The sequence below is a fragment of the Variovorax sp. GW821-FHT09A10 genome, from assembly GCF_059418385.1.
This window is the reverse complement of sequence record NZ_JBWKPT010000006.1, coordinates 77,024-95,127: the sequence shown is the minus strand read 5'-3', so window position 1 is coordinate 95,127 and position 18,104 is coordinate 77,024. Positions and strand designations below refer to the sequence as shown.

The window sequence follows — 18,104 nt, the reverse complement described above, 5'->3', positions numbered from 1 at the left end:
GACGGTGAAGCAGGACGCGCGGCCACGGGCCGGCAGCGACGAGCTTAGTCCATGCGAACGTCTCAGAGCCCGTGCAACGCCGCCATCTCGCCCATCAATTCACGCTGGAACGCATCGAAGCGCGCCGACGGCTGCTGCAGCCCGAAGAAGTCGCTGAACGGGTCTTCCACCTCGGTGCGGTGGCCCGACAGTTCTTCCACCACCGCCAGCCCGCAGAAGGGCACGCAGGCTTCCGAGTAGCCGCCTTCGTGCACCACCACCACGCGCTCGTCGCAATGCTTCGCGGCCAGCGCGTTGACCTGCCGCATCATCTGGCGGAACGACTCGGGGTGCAGCTGCATGCGCGCCAGCGGGTCGACGCCGTTGGCGTCCAGCCCGCTCGCCACCACGATCAGCTCGGGGCGATAGCGGTCGATCACCGGCGTCACGATGCGCTCGAAGGCATGCATGTAGGCCGCGTGCCCGCCGCCGGGCTGCAGCGGAATGTTGACGTTGAAGCCCAGCCCCGCGCCCGTGCCCCGGTCTTCGGCGCCGCTGTAGCCGGGCGGGAAGCAGTTCTCCTGGTGCAGCGACAGCGTGAGCACGTCAGGCCGGTCGTAGAAGATTTCCTGCGTGCCGTTGCCGTGGTGCACGTCCCAGTCGATCACGGCCACGCGGCCCAGGCCGTGGCGCGCCTTCATGGTCTCGATGGCCACCGCGATGTTGTTGAACAGACAGAAACCCATGCTGTGCTCGCGCAGGCAGTGGTGGCCCGGCGGGCGCGTGAGCGCGAAGGCGTTGCGATGGCGGCCCTGCAGCACGCTGTCCATCGCGGCAATGGCCAGGCCAGTCGAGAGCTTCGCGATCTCGTAGCTGCCCGGGCCGAAGGGCGCCACTTCGCCCAGGTCGCCGCCGCCGGCGTCGCTGGCGGCCTTGAACTTCTGCAGGTAGCTGGCGGGGTGCACGCGCTGCAGGTCTTCTTCGCTGGCCATCGGCGCGCTCAGCACATCGAGCTGCGCGCTCAGGCCCGACACGTCCATCAGCGACTTGATGCGCCGCTTGGAGTCGGGCGACTCGGCCATGCCGCTGCCGGCCATGGGCTGCACCCAGCCGCCCACCGGCAGGAACAGGGCATGCAGCCCGCCGGGCACGTGCCAGAAGGTGCGTTCGTCGTGAAAGAAGGCGGTGGTCTTCATGCGGTGCGTCCTTGCGTGGAGGGAGGAAGAGGTGCGGAAAGCGAGGTTTCGTCGCGCGGCGGCGGATGGCGCTGCACGCTCAGGCCGCGCCAGCCCCAGCGTTCGCGCGCCAGGCCCCACAGGCCGCGCGGTGCCAGCAGCATGACAGCGATGGCGATGCAGCCCATCGCGATCAGGTACCAGCCGCCCGACATCGCGAACCAGGTGTTGAACAGCTCGCGCAGCCCGAAGTAGATGACGGTGCCGATCAGCGGCCCCTCGATGGTGCCGATGCCGCCGATGATCACGATGAACATCGCCGTCACCACCCAGTTGATGTCGAAGGCCGAGTCGGGCGAGACGAACATCGTCCCCATGAAGTGCGCCCCGCCGGCCAGCCCGAAGCCCAGCCCCGACAGCACGAAGGCGATGAAGCGGTTGCGCCACACGTTCACGCCGATGCTGGTGGCGGCCAGCTCGTTGTCGCGCACCGCCATCAGGCCCAGGCCGAAGGGCGAGCGCATCAGCAGGTACACGCCGGCCACTGCGGCCAGGCCGATGGCGCCCGAGATCCAGAACGCGTTCTGCTGGAAGGTCTCGGCCTCCACCAAGCGCACGGCCTGCAGCGGCACGCCCGACTCGCCGCCGAACAGCGGGAACTTGGCGACCAGCAGCCGCACGATCTCGGCCAGCACCCACATGCCGATCGAGAAGTAGGCATCGCGCAGACGGAACATCAGCGGCGCCACCACGGCGGCCAGCAGCGCGCCGCCCAGGCCCGCCACGGGCACCATCCAGTAGGGCGAGATGCCCAGCCGGTCGGAGGCCACGAACAGAAGGTAGGCGCCGATGCCGGCAAAGGCCTGGTGACCCATCGACACCAGGCCGGTGTAGCCGGCCAGCAGGTTCCACATCTGGGCCATGGCCAGCGTGATCAGCACCTCGCTGAGCAGGCGCAGCAGGCCGCCGTCGGCCACCGTGGGCGCGAAGGCGATGGCAAGGGCCGCGGCGGTGAAGCCGATCCAGGGGGCGAGGGATGGTGGGCGCATCGAAGTCATCTCAGGTACGTGCGCCAGCGATGCCGTTGGGGCGCACCATCAGGACCGCGAAGAACAGCAGGTGGGCGTACAGCGCGCCCGCGTTGGAATCGAGCCGCTGGCCCACGAGCTGTGCCACGCCCAGCGCGATGCCGCCGACCAGCGCCCAGCGGAACGAGCCCAGGCCGCCGATGATCACGACCTCGAACGCGCCCAGCAGCCGCTCCACGCCAGAGAACGGCGTGAACGAGGTGCGCAGCGCCAGCAGCAGCCCCGCCACCGACGCGAAGGCCAGCGACAGCCCCATCACCACCGCATACACATGGCGCGGGCGCACGCCCATCGTGCGCACGATCTCGCGGTGGTCCGAGGTGGCGCGCACCACCAGCCCGAAGCGCGAGTGCTGCAGCAGCCACTGCAGCGCGCCGAAGGCCAGCACCGCGAGCACCAGCACCAGCACCGGGTACCAGCCGATGCGCAGCCCGCCGATCTCGAAGCCCGCCGTGGCCAGCGCGCCGCCGTCCAGCGCGCGCGGGTCGGCGCCGAACAGCTCGACCATCAGGTTGCGCAGCACCACCGCGATGCCGAAGGTGACCAGCACCGGCGTGAGCGGATCGTCGGTGGCCACCGCGCGGTTCAGTAGCAACCGCTGCAGCAGGTAGCCCATGCCGAAGGCCGCCAGCGCCACCGGCACGATGAAGAGCAGCGGCGACACGCCGGGAAACTGCGTGGCCAGGAAGACCGCGAAGTACGCCGCCAGCACCACGAACTCGCCGTGCGCGAGGTTGACCATGCGCATCACGCCGAAGACCAGCGCCAGCCCGAGGCCGAAGAGCGCATAGAGGCCGCCGAGCAGCACGCCGTTGATGAGGGTTTCGAGCCAGGCCATGGTGGGGAGGTGTTCAGTGTCCGAAATAGGCGTTGGCGATCTGCGCGGCGCTGAAGTCGCTCGCGCGGCCCGCCAGCGTGACGCGGCCCTTGAGCAGGCAGTACACGCGCTGCGCGATGCGGCAGGCGCGCGTCACGTCCTGCTCCACCACCAGCAGCGCCGTGCCCTGCGCGCGGATGTCGCCGAAGGCGCGGTAGATCTGCTCGATGACCACCGGCGCCAGGCCCAGCGAGATCTCGTCGCACAGCATCAGGCGCGGATTGGCCATGAGTGCGCGGCCGATGCTCACCATCTGCTGCTGTCCGCCCGACAGCTGCGTGGCCGGCCGGTGGCGAAACTCCTGCAGGATCGGGAACAGCGCGTACACGGTGGGCAGCGTCCAGTGGCCCGTGCGGCCGCACAGCGCGCCCATGCGCAGGTTCTCTTCCACGGTGAGCGAAGGAAACAGCATCCGCCCCTCGGGCACCAGCGCGATGCCACGGCGCGCGATGCGCTCGGCCGGCTCGGCCTCGATGGCCTGGCCGTCGAAGCGGATGCCGCCGCGGCTGCGCGAGCCCAGCCCGGCAATGGCGCGGATCAGCGTCGACTTGCCCGCGCCGTTGGCGCCGATGAGCGCGGTGGCTTCGCCTTCCGCCACGTCGAGCGACAGGTCGAACAGCGCCTGCAGGTCGCCGTAGTGGCTGCACAGGTCGCGCACTTCAAGCAGCGGCATGCGTGCTCTCCTGCAAAGTGTCTTCGTCGCCCACGCCCATGTAGACCTCGCGCACCTCGCGGCTGGCCATGGCGGCGGCGGGTGTGTCTTCCAGCAGCTTGCGGCCGAAGTTCAGCACCATGATGCGGTCGGCCACGGCCATCAGCGCTTGCGCGATGTGTTCGATCCAGATCATCGCCACGTCCTGCTTCAGCTCGAGCACCAGCGCCACCAGCACCTGCACCTCGGCCTCGGTGAGGCCGCCGGCGATCTCGTCGAGCAGCAGCAGGTGCGGCCGCGCCGCCAGGCCCTTGGCCAGTTCGAGGCGCTTGCGGTCCAGCAGCGGCAGGCGGCCGGCCGGCACGTCGGCGCGGTCGGCCAGCCCGGTGCGCTCCAGCACGGCCCAGGCCTGGCGCGCGGCCTGGGCGCGCGGCAGCCGCGCGGCGAAGGTGGCGGCGGCCAGGGCGTTCTCGTAGGCGCTCAGGTGCGCGAAGGGCTGCGGGATCTGGAAGGCGCGCGCCACGCCCAGCCGCGCCCGCGCATCGGCGCGCAGCCCGACCAGCTCGCGGCCTTCGAGGCGGATGCTGCCCGCGTCGGGCACGGCCACGCCGGTGATCAGGTTGAACAGCGAGCTCTTGCCCGCGCCGTTCGGCCCGACCACGCCCAGGCACTCGCCGCGTGCGAGCGAGAGCGCCACCTGGTCGGCCACGACGATCTCGCCGTAGCGCTTGCACAGGCCGTCGATGACGAGGCAGTCGGTCATGCAGCTTTCAGCTGCGACAGCAGCTTGAGCTCGTCTTCCACCGGAATCTGCTTCGCGGTGCTGTTGTGCGTGATGACCAGCTCGTATGGGAACTTGCTGCCCGCCTTGGTCTTGCGCCACTGGCCCGCCACCATCGGCGTGACGGCGACGCTCTTGATCGGGCTGCCCTTGAAGTCGATGCGCCCCACCACCGAATCGAGCTGCAGGTTGGCCAGCGCGTCGCGCACGGCCTTCTTGTCCTTCGGGTTGGTGGCGTTCTTCAGCGCGGCGATGCCGACCTCGAACAGCGCGTGGCCGTAGCCGATGGGTTGCGTCCACTGCTTGCCGGTGGTGGCCTCCCAGTCGGCCGCGAGCGCCTTGGCGCTCTGGCCCGTGAGCGAGGACTTGAACGGGAAGTTGGGCGTCCACCAGACCTCGGTCGACATGCCGTTGCCCGCCGCGCCCAGCGACTCCACCGCGCTCGGGAACAGGAACGACGCGGCCATCGTCACCACCTCGGGCCGGTAGCCCGCCTGCTGCGCCTGCTTCCAGAAGGTGGCGAAGTGGTTGGCGTAGGCAAAGCCCGAGACGATGTTCGCGCGCGCCGCCTTGAAGCTGGACACCTGGTTGCTGAAGTCGTCGGTCGCGATCTTGAAGAAGCCGCCGTTGGTCTCCTTGTAGCCGCGCTGTTTCGCGCCGCCCGGGATGCCCGTGGCCGGATCGGCGAAGGCGTGGCCCGGGCCGTTGTCGATGTACAGCGTGCCCAGCGTGCGCTCCACCTTCAGCGGCTCCCACATGCCGAAGAAGTTCTTCAGCACGTCGTCGGCGCCCCAGAAGAAATGGAACGAGAACGGAAAGCCCTTCTGCGGCGTGGAGCCGCGACCGAAGGTGATGGCCTGCCACGGCCCCATGGTCGACACCATCGGCACGCCGTTGACGTCGCACAGCTGGCCGGCGGCCAACGCGGCGTCGCTGTCCTGCACCAGCAGCAGGTCGACCTTCTCGCGCAGCAGCAGTTCGCTGGACATGGTCGCGCCGCGGTTGGCGTCGGACTGCGTGTCGCGCACCACGATCTCGACCTTGTACGTTGTGCCGCCGATGGTCAGGCCGTCCTTCAGCGCGGCGCGCACGCGCTCCAGGCTCCACGGGTCGGCCTCGCCGAAGTTGGCGCGAACGCCCGACAGCGTGGTGAGGTAGCCGATCTTGATGGTCTTCGATTGCGCATGCGCCAGTGCAGGCACGCCGGCCAGCGCGGCCGCGCCGCCGCCGATGACGAGTTGGCGGCGCGTGAGGGCGCCGGAGGCTGCGGGGAAAAGGTCGGCGGACATGGAGGTTCTCCTTGGCGGATGAAGGATGGACAGGTCCGCATCCTCTCTCTGCGCGCCGCCGCGGCGTTATCGAAAACTGGCAAAACGCGGGCCTGTGCCCGCGGATGTCATTCGGGCCGCAGGTTCACCGACTTGGCGATGGCGCGGTAGCGCTCCATGTCGGCCTGGTAGCCGCGGCGCAGCTCGGCCAGCGTCTGTTCGGGTGCCACCTTGCTGCCGCCGAGTTCCAGTGCGCGGCGCAGCTCGGGCTTGAGCATCATCTGGTTGAAGGCCGTGTGCAGCCGCTGCTGCGCCTCCTCGGGCACGCGGTGCGACACCTGGATGCCCGCCCACAGGCTGTAGACGAAGTCGTCCAGCCCCTTGCTGTTGCGGATCAGTGGAATGGCCGTGAAGCGCTCGTGCGGCGCCGAGGCCGCGATGCCCAGCGCCTTGACCTTGCCGGCGTCCAGCAGGTCGGGCACGTTGCCGGCCAGCGGCGCAAACACCAGGTCGATCTGCCCGCCCAGCAGGTCGTTCACCAGCGGCGCGAAGCCCTTGTAGGGCACGTGCAGCATCTTGGTGCCCGTCTGCTGCATGAAGCGCTCGCCCAGCAGATGGTAGAGCGAGCCGGGGCCGATGCTGCCGTAGCTCAGCTCCTTGGTGTCGGGGCGGCGCAGCAGTGCAATGAGTTCGTCGACGCTACCCGCGCCCAGGTCCTTGCGCGCCAGCAGCACCATCGAGGTGACGGCCATCACGCCGATGGGGCGGAAGTCCTCGGCCTTGTAGCGCGCGCTGCTGAGCGTGAGCGGCGTGAGCATCAGCTCCATCGGCGAACCCACGAGCAGCGCCGAGCCGTCGGCCGGCGCGTTGGCCGCCTTCATCACGCCGAGCGAGCCGCTGGCGCCGGGCACGTTGTCGACGATGGCCGGCTGGCCCAGCAGCCGCGACAGCTCGGGCGCGGCCAGGCGCGCGTTGATGTCGGAGCCGCCGCCCGCGGGGTAGGGCACGATCAGGTTCAGGGTCTTGCCCCCCAGGCCCTGCGCCAGGGCGGGCAGGGCGATGGGGGACAGGCCGGCGGCCAGGCCGGCAGCAATCAGCGAACGTCTGCGCATGGGTTCTCTCCTCGGGTTGTGTGTGATGTGTCGGAGTACGGGAAACGGGGGCTTGTTGTTGCTACGGCTGCAGCAGCGGCGGCTGCACGTTCGCGAAGGGCACGGCCTGGTGCCAGCCGTGCGCCATGCGCAGCACGTCGAGGTCGGCGCCGGGGCGGCCGATGAGCTGCAGGCCCATCGGCAGGCCGCGCGTGCCCTCGGCCTGCGAGAAGCCGGCCGGGATCGCCATCGCGGGCAGGCCGGCGAGCGAGGGGCCGATGGTCACTTCCATCCAGCGGTGGTAGGTGTCCATGGCGCGACCGCCGACCTCGCGCGGCCAGTGCACGTCCACCGGCAGCGGGAACACCTGCGCGGCCGGCAGCACCAGGAAGTCGAAGCGTTCGAAGAGCTGCAGCAGCGCGGCATGCCACTGCGTGCGCGTGACGGCCGCCTCGTGCAGCGCGGCAGCGCTCAGGCGCTCGCCCTGCTCGATCTCCCAGCAGGCCTCGGGCTTGAGCTGCGCGCGCGTGGCCGGGTCGGCATGCAGCCCGCGCAGCGCGCCGGCGACGATGAAGCCGCGCAGGCGCAGCCAGGCGGTCCACAGGGCGTTGAAATCGAAGACGGGCACGGCGGGCGCGACGCTGCAGCCCAGCGTGTCGAAATGCCGCAGCGCCGATTCGCACAGCGCCATCACGCCCGGGTCCATCGGCAGGTGGCCGCCGAGGTCGCCGAGCCACGCGATGCGCTGGCCGCGCAGCTCCGCATCGAGCGGTTGCGCGAAGGCCTCGCCGTCACCGGCCAGGCTCAGCGGCGAGCGCGCGTCGTAGCCCGCCTGCACCGAGAGCAGCCAGGCCACGTCCTCGGGCGTGCGGCCCATCGGTCCTTCGCAGCCCAGCTGCTGGAAGAACAGCTCCGGCCCCGGCCCGGTGGGCACGCGGCCCAGCGAGGGACGCAGGCCGTAGACGTGGTTCCAGGCCGCGGGGTTGCGCAGCGAACCCATCATGTCGCTGCCGTCGGCCACCGGCAGCATGTGCAGCGCGAGCGCCACCGCGGCACCGCCGCTGCTGCCGCCGGCCGCATGGTCGAGGTTCCATGCGTTGCGCGTGGTGCCGAACACCGTGTTGTAGGTGTGCGAGCCCAGGCCGAACTCGGGCGTGTTGCTGCGGCCCACGAAGAGCGCGCCGGCGCGGCGCAGGCGCTCGACCATGATCGCGTCGTGCGGCGTGACCTGCTTCGCGAACACCGGGCTGCCCATCGTCGTCGGCAGCCCGGCGGTGGCGACGAAATCCTTCGGCGCCATCGGGAAGCCGTGCAGCCGGCCCACCGCGTCGCCGCGCGCGCGTTGCGCATCGCAGGCGTCGGCCTGGCGCAGCATCTCCTCGGGCGCTTGCAGCGACACCAGCGCGTTGACCTGCGGGTTGAGGCGCTCGATGCGCGCGAGGCAGGTCTGCATCAGGTCGCGGCACGAGAGCTCGCGGCGTTGCAGGGCGGCGGCGAGCGAACGGGCGCTGGGAAGGGGTGGCAGCGTGGCGGACATATGGCGGTCAACGATAGCGACCGCCTCCGCAAGCAGGTATCAAAAAACGGCAAAACTGGCGCCCCGAAAACCGAGGGATTCCCCTCGGCCCGTGCACCGGATCAGTGCCTCGTGAGCGCCGCGCCGCGCAGCGTCTGCGAGGGCAGCTCGCCGAACTGGCGCCGGTAGTCCGTCGCGAACTGGCTCAGGTGCCAGAAGCCCCAGTGCGCCGCGATGTCCTGCACCGAGCGCGACTCGGGCCGCTTCAGTGCGCGGCGCACGCCGTTCAGGCGCAGCGCCCGCAGGTAGCGCGCGGGGCTCAGGCCCAGCGTTTCCTGGAAGCAGTAGTTCAGCTTGCGCTGGCTCGCGCCGATGCGGCTGCACACCTGCAGCATCGACAGCGGCTCGTCGGGCCGCGACATCATCAGCTCGCAGGCGCGGCGCACCACGCGGCGGTGCGCCTCGGTGGAGCGCAGCTCGCGCAGGTCGACGTCTTCGGGCAGGGCGTTGAGCCAGGCCAGCAGCACGTCGTCGCGCAGCTGCACCGTGGCGACGGGGTCGTCGAGCAGGCCGGGCATCGCGTCGAGTGCGCTGAAGGCGCCGCGCAAGGTGCCGCGCAGCGACTGCATGGTGGGGTCATCGAAGTGCAGCACCACGCGCCGTTCGAGCCAGGCCGGCGGCGCGCGGTCGTTCAGGCGTTCGGTGAGCGACTGCAGCAGCGCGTTGTCGACCACGATGCCCGTCAGCTCGAAGCCCGGCGGGCTGCACAGGTCGAGCTCGTCGCAGCGCCCGACCATCACCGACTCGGTGTCCAGCCGCTGGCCCGAGAAGCGCGCCTCGCCGTCCTGGCGGCAGGTGAGGGCGAAGCCGCAGCAGTCGGGGTTCATCTCGCCGTGCTGGCGCAGCGCGCGGTTGGTGGTCTCGCGCACCAGCCGCAGGCCGGGCAGTTGCACGTGGTCGAGAAAGCCGGCGAAGCTGCCGCCCGAGAGCATGTCGCACGCCAGGTGCCAGCCGTTCTGGCCGCTGGCATAGGCGTCGATGTCGTGCGTGGACAGGGTCCAGCGCGTCGCGACGGTGGGGGCGGGGGCAGGAAGAACGGAGGCGGTCTGGCTGGTCATGGCGGTCCGGCGAAGCGGTGGCAGGGGTGCGAAGACCCGTGCCGGAAGCAATCTCCAGACCAGATTGTTTCGTTGACAACGATCTTAAAGTGACAGGGCAAACCCCTAAGCCACCCGACCGTGGCCTATTCGAGCTCGCCGCTGGGCTCGAAGCCGGTGGTGCTGTCGAACAGCTTCTGCACGATGGTCTGCAGCACCTGGCGCTCGTCGGCCGTGAGCTGCGAAAACAGGCGCTGCGCGGTGTCGTGCGCCAGCGGCACCATGTCGCGGTACAGCGCCAGGCCTTCTTCCTCGAGCGACACGATGACCTTGCGGCGGTCGTCGGCCGAGGGGTGCATGTTGGCCAGCCCCAGGTCCACCAGCCGATGCTGCGCGCGGCTCACGCGGGCCTTGTCCATGCTCGTCTTCTGTGCGATCTCGAGCGCCGACAGCGCACCGTACTTGCCCAGCACCACGACGATGCGCCACTCCGGAATCTGCAGCGAGAAGCGGCTGGCGATCGACTGGCCCACCGTCTGGCTCACGCGGTTGGCGACCACCGAGAGTTGAAAGGGCAGGAAGGTCTCGAGGTCGAAGGCCGGGGCGCTCGCGGCGCTGCTGCGTGCCTTGGGCAGGGGCTTGGCGCTGGGCCGGGAAGGGGTGCGTGAACGGGGCACGGTGAGGTCGTGGCGTGGAGGCGTCGTGAAAGAAGATCGGCGCGGACAGTATAGGAAGCCCTTTGCGCGCGACGCACGAGGCTGCGCGAGGTTTGCCAGTTTTCGATAACGCGGCAAGGGGCTCGCTCCCTATCGTGCAGGGCATGGACTACCCCGAACTCGCACTGCACATCGCCGGCCAATGGCGCACGCAGACCGCCGGCGGCCGCCGCGCGGTCGTCAATCCCGCCACCGAAGCCACCATCGCGCAGCTGCCGCTGGCCGGCCGCGACGAACTCGCCGAAGCGTCCGCGTCCGCGCGCCGCGGCTTCGTGCAGTGGCGCGGCAAGAGCGCGCTCGAGCGCTGCAACATCCTGCGCACTGCCGCGCAGAACATCCGCGAGCAAGCCAAGGCCATCGCGCACGTGCTCACCCTCGAGCAAGGCAAGCCGCTGGCCGAGTCGCTGCGCGAGGTCACGCTGTCGGCCGACATCATCGACTTCCAGGCCGAGGAGGCCAAGCGCCTGTACGGCCGCCTCGTGCCGCCGCGCGTCGAGGGCATCCTCTCGCAGTCGGTGATGCGCCAGCCGGTGGGGCCGGTGGCGGCCTTCACGCCGTGGAACTTTCCGGCCAACCTGCCGGCGCGCAAGCTCGCGAGCGCACTGGCCGCGGGCTGCAGCGTGGTCATCAAGCCGGCGGAAGAAACGCCGGGCACCTGCATGCTGCTGGTGCGCGCCTTTCTCGACGCGGGCGTGCCGCCCGACGCGCTGAACATGGTGTGCGGCGACCCGGCCGAGGTGTCGTCCTTCCTTATCGACCATCCGGCGATCGCCAAGGTGTCGTTCACCGGCTCGGTGGCCGTGGGCAAGCTGCTGGGCGAGCAGGCGGCGCGGCATGTGAAGCGCTTCACCGGCGAGCTCGGCGGCCACGCGCCGGTGATCGTCTGCGACGACGCCGACTTTCCGTTCGCGCTCAAGCAATCGCTGGCCGCCAAGTTCCGCAACGCGGGCCAGGTGTGCGCGTCGCCGATCCGCTTCTATGTGCCGCGCGCCCGCTTCGGCGAATGGAGCGAGGCCTTCGTGCAGGCCGCGCGCGCACTGCGCCTGGGCGATGGCACCGACCCCGCCACGCAGATGGGCCCGCTCGCGCACGCACGCCGCATCGAGGACATGCAGCGCTTCGTCGACGACGCCGTGGAGCGCGGCGCGCAGCTGCTGTGCGGCGGCCACCGCGTGCAGCGCCCCGGCTTCTTCTTCGAGCCCACCGTGATCGCCAACGCACCGGCCGACAGCCGCGTGATGCGCCAGGAGCCCTTCGGCCCCATCGCCGTGCTGCAACCGTACGACACGCTGGACGAAGCCATCGCGCAGGCCAACGCCTTGCCCTACGGCCTGGGCGCCTACGCCTTCACGCGCGACCTGCACACCGCGCACCGCCTGGGCGACGCGCTCGAGGCCGGCATGGTCGGCATCAACCACTTCGGTGTCTCGCAGCCCGAGATGCCCTTCGGCGGCTGGAAGGAAAGCGGCATCGGCCAGGAGATGGGCGCTGAGGGCCTGCTGCACTACACCGAGGTCAAGACCCTCACCGTCGGCGTGCCGTCCTGAGCACACCCATCGAACACTTCCGGAGACCTGCATGACAACGACCGAAGCCGCCGCCGTGGCGGCGCTCAAGCAAGACAACGCCCAGTACCTGTGGCACCCCATGGCGCATCCGCAGGCCATGCTCAAGAGCAAGCCCGACATCATTGCGCGCGGCCAGGGCTGCTGGATCTGGGACGTCGATGGCCACAAGATGCTCGACGGCGTCGGTGGCCTGTGGGCCGCGAACCTGGGCCACAGCAACAAGCCCGTGCGCGACGCCATCGTCGCGCAGCTGGACGAGCTGCCCTTCTACAACGTGTTCCGCGGCACCACGCACCCGCGCGCCATCGAGCTGTCGGCGCGCCTGGTCAAGACCATGGAACCCGACGGCGTGGCTGCGGTGTTCTTCAGCAACGGCGGCTCCGATGCGGTGGAGGGCGCGCTCAAGCTCGCGCGCCAGTACTGGAAGCTCAAGGGCCAGGCCGACCGCTTCAAGTTCATTGCGCTGCGCCAGGGCTACCACGGCGTGCACTTCGGCGGCATGAGCGTGAACGGCAACCTGAACTTCCGCCGTGCTTACGAGCCGCTGCTGCCGGGCTGCTTTCACGTCGACACGCCGTGGCTGTACCGCAACCCCTACACGCAGGACCCGGAAGAACTCGGCGAGATCTGCGCCACGCAGCTGGAGCGCGAGATCCAGTTCCAGGGCCCCGACACCGTGGCCGCCTTCATCGCCGAGCCGATCCAGGGCGCGGGCGGCGTGATCGTGCCGCCGCCCAACTACTGGCCGCGCGTGCGCGAAATCTGCGACAAGTACGGCGTGCTGCTCATCGCCGACGAGGTCGTCACCGGCTTCGGCCGCGGCGGCGCGATGTTCGGCACGCGGCTGTGGAACGTGAAGGCCGACCTGTGGTGCCTGGCCAAGGGCATCTCGTCGGGCTACGTGCCGCTGGGTGCCACCGCCATCGGCAACAAGGTGGCCGAGGTCTTCCTCAACGACCCCACGGGCCAGGCCGCGGTGGGCCACGGCTACACCTACAGCGCGCACCCGGTGGCGGCAGCCGCCGCACTCGCCACGCTGGACCAGATCGAGGCGCTCGACGTGCCCGGCAACGCGGCGCGCGTGGGCGCGCATTTCCAGGCGCGCGTGCGGCCCTTCGTCGACAAGTTCAGCTTCGTCGGCGACGTGCGCGGCATGGGGCTCATGCTGGGCATCGAGATGGTGGCCGACAAGGCCACGCGCACCACGCTGCCGCGCGGCAACCCGATCGCCGCGAAGGTGGCGCAGGCGGCCTACCAGCGCGGGCTGATGGTGCGTATCTCGGGGCCGAACCTCATCCTCTCGCCGCCGCTGGTCATCACGCGCGAGGAGGTGGACTTCATGGTCGATGCGCTCGAAGGTGCGTTCGCCGACGTGGAAGCGACGCTGTGAGTGCATCGCCCACGATCCTGCTGATCGGCACCGCCGACACCAAGAGCGCCGAGCTGCTGTTCATGCGCGAGTGCATCGAGGCCGGCGGCGGCCGCGTCGTCGTGATGGACGTGGGCGTGCTCGACGGCGCGCCCTTCACGCCCGACATTCCCAACACCGAGGTGGCTGCAGCCGCGGGCAAGACGGTCGCCGAAGTGGCGGCCAGTGGCGACGAGAACAGCGCCATGACGCTGATGGCGCGCGGCGCCGCCAAGCTCGCCGCGCGCTGGCAGGCCCAGGGCCGCATCGACGGCCTGCTCGCGCTGGGCGGCACCATGGGCACCGACCTCGCGCTCGACGTGGCGCAGGCGCTGCCGCTGGGCGTGCCGAAGGTGCTGGTGTCGACCATCGCCTACTCGCACCTGCTGCCGCCCGAGCGCATTCCGCCCGACCTCATCATGGTGCTGTGGGCCGGTGGGCTCTACGGCCTCAACAGCCTGTGCCGCTCGGCCTTGAGCCAGGCCGCGGGCGCGGTGCTCGGCGCCTGCCGCCAGGCCTGCGTGCCGGCCTTCGAGAAACCGCTGGTGGGCATGACCTCGCTGGGCTCCAGCGCGCTCACCTACATGAAGACGCTCAAGCCCGCGCTCGAGGCGCGCGGCTACGAGGTCGCCGTGTTCCACACCACCGGCATGGGCGGACGCGCTTTCGAGGCACTGGCCGCCGAAGGCCGCTTCTGCGCGGTGATGGACTTCAGCCTGCAGGAGCTGGCCAACCAGCTCGGCGGCTCGTGCGTGACGGCCGGGCCCGATCGCCTGCTTGGCGCCGGCCGCGCGGGCACACCGCAGATCGTCGCGCCCGGCGCCATCGACATGCTCGACTACCCGGCCTGGCAGTCCACACCCGAAGGCCTGGAAGGGCGGCCCACGCACATCCACAACCGGCTGCTGGCCTCGACACTGAGCGCGCCCGCGTTCCGCCGTGGCGTGGCCACTGAGATCGCGCGTCGCCTTGCGCGCGCCGAGGGGGCCACCTGCCTGCTGATGCCGCTGCAGGGCATCGAAGGCTGGGACCGCCCGGGCGAGCCGCTGCACGACCCCGAAGGCCTCGCGGCCTTCACCGAAGCGCTGCGCGGCAGCGTGGACCCGGCGCGGCTCGTCGAGCTCGACGCGCACATCAACGACAGCGCCTTCTGCGACGCCGCATTGCGCGTGTTCGACGCCTGGGTGGCCGACGGCACCGTGCCTGCAGGGAGCCGCGCATGAGCCCCGGTACGCAAGCCCTCGTGCTCGACTTCGGCGGCGTCATCAGCCGCACGCTCTTCGAGACCCACGCACTGACCGAAGAGGCGCTGTCGCTGCCGCGCGGCACGCTCACCTGGCGCGGCCCCTTCGACCTCGCGAGCGATCCGCTGTGGCGCGACATGCAGGCCGACAAGCTCTCGGAGCGCGACTACTGGATGGCGCGCACGCGCGAAGTGGGCGCGCTGGTCGGCGAACGCTGGGACCGCATGGAGACCTTCGTGCAGCGCGCGCGTGGCGCCGATCCCGAGGCCGCCATCCGCCCCGAGGCGCTCGCGGCCATCGAGGCGGCGCGCCGCGCCGGCTGCAGGCTCGCCATCCTGTCGAACGAGCTCGACCTGTTCTACGGCGCGGGCTTTCGCCAGCGCCTGCCCTTCATGAGCGCCTTCGACGTCGTGGTGGACGCCACGCACACCGGCATCCTCAAGCCCGATGCGCGCGCCTACCAGCAGTGCCTGGACCAGCTCGGCCTGCCCGCCGACGCCTGCGTGTTCGTCGACGACCAGCTGCGCAACATCGCCGGCGCGCAGCGCGTGGGCCTGCGCACCGTGCACTTCGATGTGATGCATCCGGGCGCGAGCTATGCGCAGGCGCTGTCGATGCTGGGCGTTTCTCCTTCTTCTTCCCTTTGACCGAGTTTGCGATGACCCCGACCTTCGAACCCACCGTGCCGCGCGAGCGCGTGCAGGCCCTGATGCAGGCCGAACAAGACCGCTACGCACGCACCCACGCGCGCAGCGGCGAACGCTTTGCGCAGGGCCAGCAGGCCTGGCTCTACGGCGCGCCCTCGCACTGGATGCGCCGCTGGATCGGCGGCTGGCCGCTGTACGTGCAGGACGCGCAGCTGCCCTACGGCGCGCGCTTCGTCGACGTGGACGGCAACGGCTATGCCGACTTCTGCCTGGGCGACACCGGCGGCATGTGCGGCCACGGCCATCCGGCGGTGGTCGAGGCGCTGACGCGGCAGGCGCGCGTGGGCAGCTCGCTGATGCTGCCCACCGACGATGCGGCCTGGGTCGGCGAAGAGCTGTCGCGCCGCTTCGGCCTGCCGTACTGGAACCTCACGACCTCGGCCTCGGACGCCAACCGCGCCTGCATCCGCCTGGCGCGCATGGTCACCGGCCGGCCGCGCGTGCTGGTGTTCTCGGGCTGCTACCACGGCTCGGTGGAAGAGGCGCACGTGGAGCTGCGCGACGGCGCCGTCGCGATGCGCAACGACATCCACCCCAACGGCTTTCCGCACGACCAGCTGTCGGCCGTGGTCGAGTTCAACGACGTGCCCGCGCTGGAGCGCGCGCTGCGCGCCGGCGACGTGGCCTGCGTGCTGGCCGAGCCGGCCATGACCAACTACGGAATGATCGCGCCCGCGCCCGGCTTTCACGATGCGCTGCGCCGCCTCACGCGCGAGACCGGCACGCTGCTGGTCATCGACGAAACGCACACCATCTCCAGCGGCCCCGGCGGCTACACGCGCGAGCATGGGCTCGAGCCCGACATGTTCGTGATCGGCAAGGCCATTGCCGGCGGCATTCCCGCCGCCGCCTTCGGCCTCAGCGCCGAGACCGCCGAGCGCGTCTGGCAGGTGCTGCCCAAGCTGCACCCGACCAAGCGCCAGTCGGCGCACGCCGGCTTCGGCGGCACGCTGGCGGGCAACGCGCTCACCGTGGCCGTGATGCGCGCGGTGCTCTCGCAGGTGCTCACGCCCGAGGCCTTCGATCGCATGCTGGTGCTCGCGCAGCACCTGGCCGAGGGCGTCAACGCCAGCATCGCCGCGGCGGGATTGCCGTGGCACGCGACGCAGGTCGGTGCGCGCGTGGAGACGCTCTTTTGCGCCGACGCGCCGCGCAACGCGAGCGACGTGCGCCGCACGCGCGACGGCGAGCTCGAGGCGCTGCTGCACCTTTTCATGATGAACCGCGGCGTGCTCATCACGCCCTTCCACAACATGATGCTGTGCTGCCCCGGCACCACCGAGCGCGAGGTGGACGAGCACAACGCGGCCTTCGCCGAGTTCGTGCGGGAGTGCAAGGGATGAGCACGCCCGATCTCTTCGGCCTGCAGGGCAAGGTCGCGCTGATCACCGGCGGCGGGCGCGGCATCGGCGCGGCCATCGCGCAGGTGTTCGCCGAAGCCGGCGCCTCGGTGCTCATCGCCAACCGCACCGGCAGTGCGGGCGAGGCGGTGGCGGCGGAACTGCGTGCGCGCGGCTTCGCGGCGCAGGCGATGGCCTGCGACATCGGCCGGCGCGACGAGGCCGAGCGCGCGGTGGCCGAGGCGGTGCGCGCGTTCGGCGCGCTCGACATCGTGGTCCACAACGCGGCCGTGAACCCCTGGGCCGCCATCGACGCGATGACCGACGAGCAGCTCGAGCACACGCTGGCCGTCAACCTCAAGGCCTGCTTCTGGCTCACGCAGGCCGCTGTGCCGCACCTGCGCGCGCGCGGCGGCGGGCGATTGCTCGTCACCTCGTCGGTGACCGGCCCGCGCGTGGCCATGCCGGGCAGCGCGCACTACGCGGCGAGCAAGGCCGGCGTGAACGGCTTCATCCGCACCGCGGCGCTGGAGTACGCGCGCGAGGGCATCACCGTGAACGGCGTGGAGCCGGGCTACATCGCCAAGCAGGGCGGCTCGCTGCTGTCCGACCCCGCGAAGGCCGCGCGCATCGCGCGCCACATCCCGGCCGGCGAACTGGGGCGGCCCGAAGACATCGCCTACGCGATGCGCTTCCTGGCGAGCCCGGCGGCGCGCTACATCACGGGGCAGACGATCGTGGTCGATGGCGGCTCGACGCTGCCTGAAAGCCCCTTCTTCGCGGAGCAACCGACATGAGCGCGCGCCTGCACGGCAAGGCCTGCCTCGTGGTCGGCGCTGCGACTGGCATCGGCGCCGCCGTGGCCGCGCGTTTCGCGGCCGAGGGCGCGCGCGTCGCCGTGGCCGGCTGGCCGCGCCCGCAGCCGGTGGGCGACGGCCCGGCCTTCGATTGCGACGTGACCGACGACGCCGCCGTGCGCGCCACGGTAGCCGCGGTGCAGGCCGCGTTCGGGCGCATCGACGTGCTGGTGAACTGCGCCGGCATCGTGCGCAATGACGACGCGGCCGACATCGACGACGGCGACTGGCACCGCCTGCACGAGGTCAACCTCGGCGGCACCATGCGCTGCCAGCGCGCCGTGCTGCCCGGCATGGTGGCGCAGGGCGGCGGCGCCATCGTCAACATCGCCTCGGTCGCGGCCTTCAACGCCGGTGCCGGCATGGCCAGCTATGCGTCCAGCAAGGCCGGCGTGGTCGCGCTCACGCGCTCGGCCGCGCAGGCCTATGGGCCGAAGGGCGTGCGCGTGAACGCGCTGTGCCCCGGCTGGGTCGACACGCCGATGAGCCGCCAGGAGATGCGCGACCTGGCCGCCGAACGCGGCATCGGCGAGGACGCCGCGCGTGCGCAAACGGTGGCGCGCATCGCGCTCGGCCGCATGGCCTCGCCCGAGGAGATGGCCGCCGTGTGCCTGTTCCTGGCCAGCGACGAAGCCTCGTTCGTGACCGGCGCGGCGCTGGTGGCCGACGGCGGGGCACGGGTGCCGGCGGCCGCGCGCGCCGTGTAAGCGCCGAGAGACGCCGCGCCCGGCCGGGCGTAT

Annotated in this window: 17 protein-coding genes; 7 read left to right on the top strand and 10 right to left on the bottom strand. The window is 70.9% G+C overall.

Annotated elements, in window-relative coordinates; genetic code table 11:
• Window positions 1–62: 62 nt before the first annotated feature.
• The 10 genes from AC07Q9_RS22175 to AC07Q9_RS22130 all read right to left on the bottom strand — a co-directional run bounded on the left by AC07Q9_RS22175 (window position 63) and on the right by AC07Q9_RS22130 (window position 10,201).
• Window positions 63–1,175: a class II histone deacetylase gene (locus tag AC07Q9_RS22175; RefSeq protein WP_495311809.1), complete on the bottom strand. Its 1,113-nt coding sequence runs from the start codon at window positions 1,173–1,175 to the stop codon at window positions 63–65.
• Complete coding sequence (locus AC07Q9_RS22170; RefSeq protein ID WP_495311808.1) at window positions 1,172–2,203, bottom strand: branched-chain amino acid ABC transporter permease; 1,032 nt, start codon at window positions 2,201–2,203, stop codon at window positions 1,172–1,174. Before AC07Q9_RS22170 ends, AC07Q9_RS22175 begins: the two co-directional genes overlap by 4 nt.
• A gap of 10 nt (window positions 2,204–2,213) precedes the next feature.
• Complete coding sequence (locus AC07Q9_RS22165) at window positions 2,214–3,080, bottom strand: branched-chain amino acid ABC transporter permease (protein WP_307697067.1); 867 nt, start codon at window positions 3,078–3,080, stop codon at window positions 2,214–2,216.
• Between the two features lie 13 nt (window positions 3,081–3,093).
• Window positions 3,094–3,792: an ABC transporter ATP-binding protein gene (locus AC07Q9_RS22160; protein ID WP_139702206.1), complete on the bottom strand. Its 699-nt coding sequence runs from the start codon at window positions 3,790–3,792 to the stop codon at window positions 3,094–3,096.
• Entirely contained in the window at window positions 3,779–4,534 is a 756-nt protein-coding gene (locus AC07Q9_RS22155; protein WP_495311807.1) for an ABC transporter ATP-binding protein, read from the bottom strand. The genes AC07Q9_RS22160 and AC07Q9_RS22155 overlap by 14 nt, the downstream gene beginning before the upstream one ends.
• Window positions 4,531–5,841, bottom strand: a complete 1,311-nt coding sequence (locus tag AC07Q9_RS22150) for an ABC transporter substrate-binding protein (RefSeq protein ID WP_307636095.1) — start codon at window positions 5,839–5,841, stop codon at window positions 4,531–4,533. Before AC07Q9_RS22150 ends, AC07Q9_RS22155 begins: the two co-directional genes overlap by 4 nt.
• A 107-nt stretch (window positions 5,842–5,948) precedes the next feature.
• Window positions 5,949–6,932 carry a Bug family tripartite tricarboxylate transporter substrate binding protein gene (locus AC07Q9_RS22145; RefSeq protein ID WP_159273606.1) on the bottom strand — a complete coding sequence of 328 codons (984 nt, stop codon included), beginning with the start codon at window positions 6,930–6,932 and terminating at the stop codon, window positions 5,949–5,951.
• A 61-nt stretch (window positions 6,933–6,993) separates the two neighbouring features.
• Window positions 6,994–8,448, bottom strand: coding sequence for an amidase (locus tag AC07Q9_RS22140; protein ID WP_495311806.1), 1,455 nt, complete (start codon window positions 8,446–8,448; stop codon window positions 6,994–6,996).
• 101 nt (window positions 8,449–8,549) lie between these two features.
• A complete protein-coding gene (locus AC07Q9_RS22135; protein ID WP_159273608.1) occupies window positions 8,550–9,545 on the bottom strand; it encodes a helix-turn-helix domain-containing protein in 996 nt (331 codons plus the stop codon).
• A gap of 125 nt (window positions 9,546–9,670) precedes the next feature.
• Complete coding sequence (locus AC07Q9_RS22130) at window positions 9,671–10,201, bottom strand: MarR family winged helix-turn-helix transcriptional regulator (RefSeq protein WP_070063702.1); 531 nt, start codon at window positions 10,199–10,201, stop codon at window positions 9,671–9,673.
• A 143-nt stretch (window positions 10,202–10,344) separates the two neighbouring features.
• Between AC07Q9_RS22130 and AC07Q9_RS22125 the strand changes: the two genes are divergently transcribed.
• Genes AC07Q9_RS22125 through AC07Q9_RS22095 form a run of 7 tightly spaced genes read left to right on the top strand, consistent with a single transcriptional unit; the run spans window position 10,345 to window position 18,071 of the window.
• The gene (locus AC07Q9_RS22125) at window positions 10,345–11,787 is read left to right on the top strand and encodes an NAD-dependent succinate-semialdehyde dehydrogenase (protein ID WP_495311805.1); all 1,443 of its coding nucleotides are present in this window, start codon (window positions 10,345–10,347) and stop codon (window positions 11,785–11,787) included.
• A gap of 31 nt (window positions 11,788–11,818) precedes the next feature.
• Window positions 11,819–13,198: an aminotransferase class III-fold pyridoxal phosphate-dependent enzyme gene (locus AC07Q9_RS22120; RefSeq protein WP_495311804.1), complete on the top strand. Its 1,380-nt coding sequence runs from the start codon at window positions 11,819–11,821 to the stop codon at window positions 13,196–13,198.
• Window positions 13,195–14,439, top strand: a complete 1,245-nt coding sequence (locus AC07Q9_RS22115) for a Tm-1-like ATP-binding domain-containing protein (protein ID WP_495311803.1) — start codon at window positions 13,195–13,197, stop codon at window positions 14,437–14,439. Before AC07Q9_RS22120 ends, AC07Q9_RS22115 begins: the two co-directional genes overlap by 4 nt.
• Complete coding sequence (locus AC07Q9_RS22110; protein ID WP_495311802.1) at window positions 14,436–15,107, top strand: HAD-IA family hydrolase; 672 nt, start codon at window positions 14,436–14,438, stop codon at window positions 15,105–15,107. Before AC07Q9_RS22115 ends, AC07Q9_RS22110 begins: the two co-directional genes overlap by 4 nt.
• An 11-nt stretch (window positions 15,108–15,118) precedes the next feature.
• Window positions 15,119–16,510 carry a transaminase gene (locus AC07Q9_RS22105; protein WP_495311801.1) on the top strand — a complete coding sequence of 464 codons (1,392 nt, stop codon included), beginning with the start codon at window positions 15,119–15,121 and terminating at the stop codon, window positions 16,508–16,510.
• Window positions 16,507–17,304: an SDR family oxidoreductase gene (locus AC07Q9_RS22100; RefSeq protein ID WP_495311800.1), complete on the top strand. Its 798-nt coding sequence runs from the start codon at window positions 16,507–16,509 to the stop codon at window positions 17,302–17,304. The genes AC07Q9_RS22105 and AC07Q9_RS22100 overlap by 4 nt, the downstream gene beginning before the upstream one ends.
• On the top strand, window positions 17,301–18,071 hold the full coding sequence (locus tag AC07Q9_RS22095; RefSeq protein ID WP_495311799.1) for an SDR family NAD(P)-dependent oxidoreductase: 771 nt from the start codon (window positions 17,301–17,303) through the stop codon (window positions 18,069–18,071). Before AC07Q9_RS22100 ends, AC07Q9_RS22095 begins: the two co-directional genes overlap by 4 nt.
• Window positions 18,072–18,104 lie beyond the last annotated feature (33 nt).

Bases quoted from the DNA above. Each gene is read 5' to 3' on its own strand.
- AC07Q9_RS22175 (WP_495311809.1), bottom strand. From the start codon at position 1,175: ATGAAGACCACCGCCTTCTTTCACGACGAACGCACCTTCTGGCACGTG.
- AC07Q9_RS22170 (WP_495311808.1), bottom strand. From the start codon at position 2,203: ATGCGCCCACCATCCCTCGCCCCCTGGATCGGCTTCACCGCCGCGGCC.
- AC07Q9_RS22165 (WP_307697067.1), bottom strand. From the start codon at position 3,080: ATGGCCTGGCTCGAAACCCTCATCAACGGCGTGCTGCTCGGCGGCCTC.
- AC07Q9_RS22160 (WP_139702206.1), bottom strand. From the start codon at position 3,792: ATGCCGCTGCTTGAAGTGCGCGACCTGTGCAGCCACTACGGCGACCTG.
- AC07Q9_RS22155 (WP_495311807.1), bottom strand. From the start codon at position 4,534: ATGACCGACTGCCTCGTCATCGACGGCCTGTGCAAGCGCTACGGCGAG.
- AC07Q9_RS22150 (WP_307636095.1), bottom strand. From the start codon at position 5,841: ATGTCCGCCGACCTTTTCCCCGCAGCCTCCGGCGCCCTCACGCGCCGC.
- AC07Q9_RS22145 (WP_159273606.1), bottom strand. From the start codon at position 6,932: ATGCGCAGACGTTCGCTGATTGCTGCCGGCCTGGCCGCCGGCCTGTCC.
- AC07Q9_RS22140 (WP_495311806.1), bottom strand. From the start codon at position 8,448: ATGTCCGCCACGCTGCCACCCCTTCCCAGCGCCCGTTCGCTCGCCGCC.
- AC07Q9_RS22135 (WP_159273608.1), bottom strand. From the start codon at position 9,545: ATGACCAGCCAGACCGCCTCCGTTCTTCCTGCCCCCGCCCCCACCGTC.
- AC07Q9_RS22125 (WP_495311805.1), top strand. From the start codon at position 10,345: ATGGACTACCCCGAACTCGCACTGCACATCGCCGGCCAATGGCGCACG.
- AC07Q9_RS22120 (WP_495311804.1), top strand. From the start codon at position 11,819: ATGACAACGACCGAAGCCGCCGCCGTGGCGGCGCTCAAGCAAGACAAC.
- AC07Q9_RS22110 (WP_495311802.1), top strand. From the start codon at position 14,436: ATGAGCCCCGGTACGCAAGCCCTCGTGCTCGACTTCGGCGGCGTCATC.
- AC07Q9_RS22105 (WP_495311801.1), top strand. From the start codon at position 15,119: ATGACCCCGACCTTCGAACCCACCGTGCCGCGCGAGCGCGTGCAGGCC.
- AC07Q9_RS22100 (WP_495311800.1), top strand. From the start codon at position 16,507: ATGAGCACGCCCGATCTCTTCGGCCTGCAGGGCAAGGTCGCGCTGATC.
- AC07Q9_RS22095 (WP_495311799.1), top strand. From the start codon at position 17,301: ATGAGCGCGCGCCTGCACGGCAAGGCCTGCCTCGTGGTCGGCGCTGCG.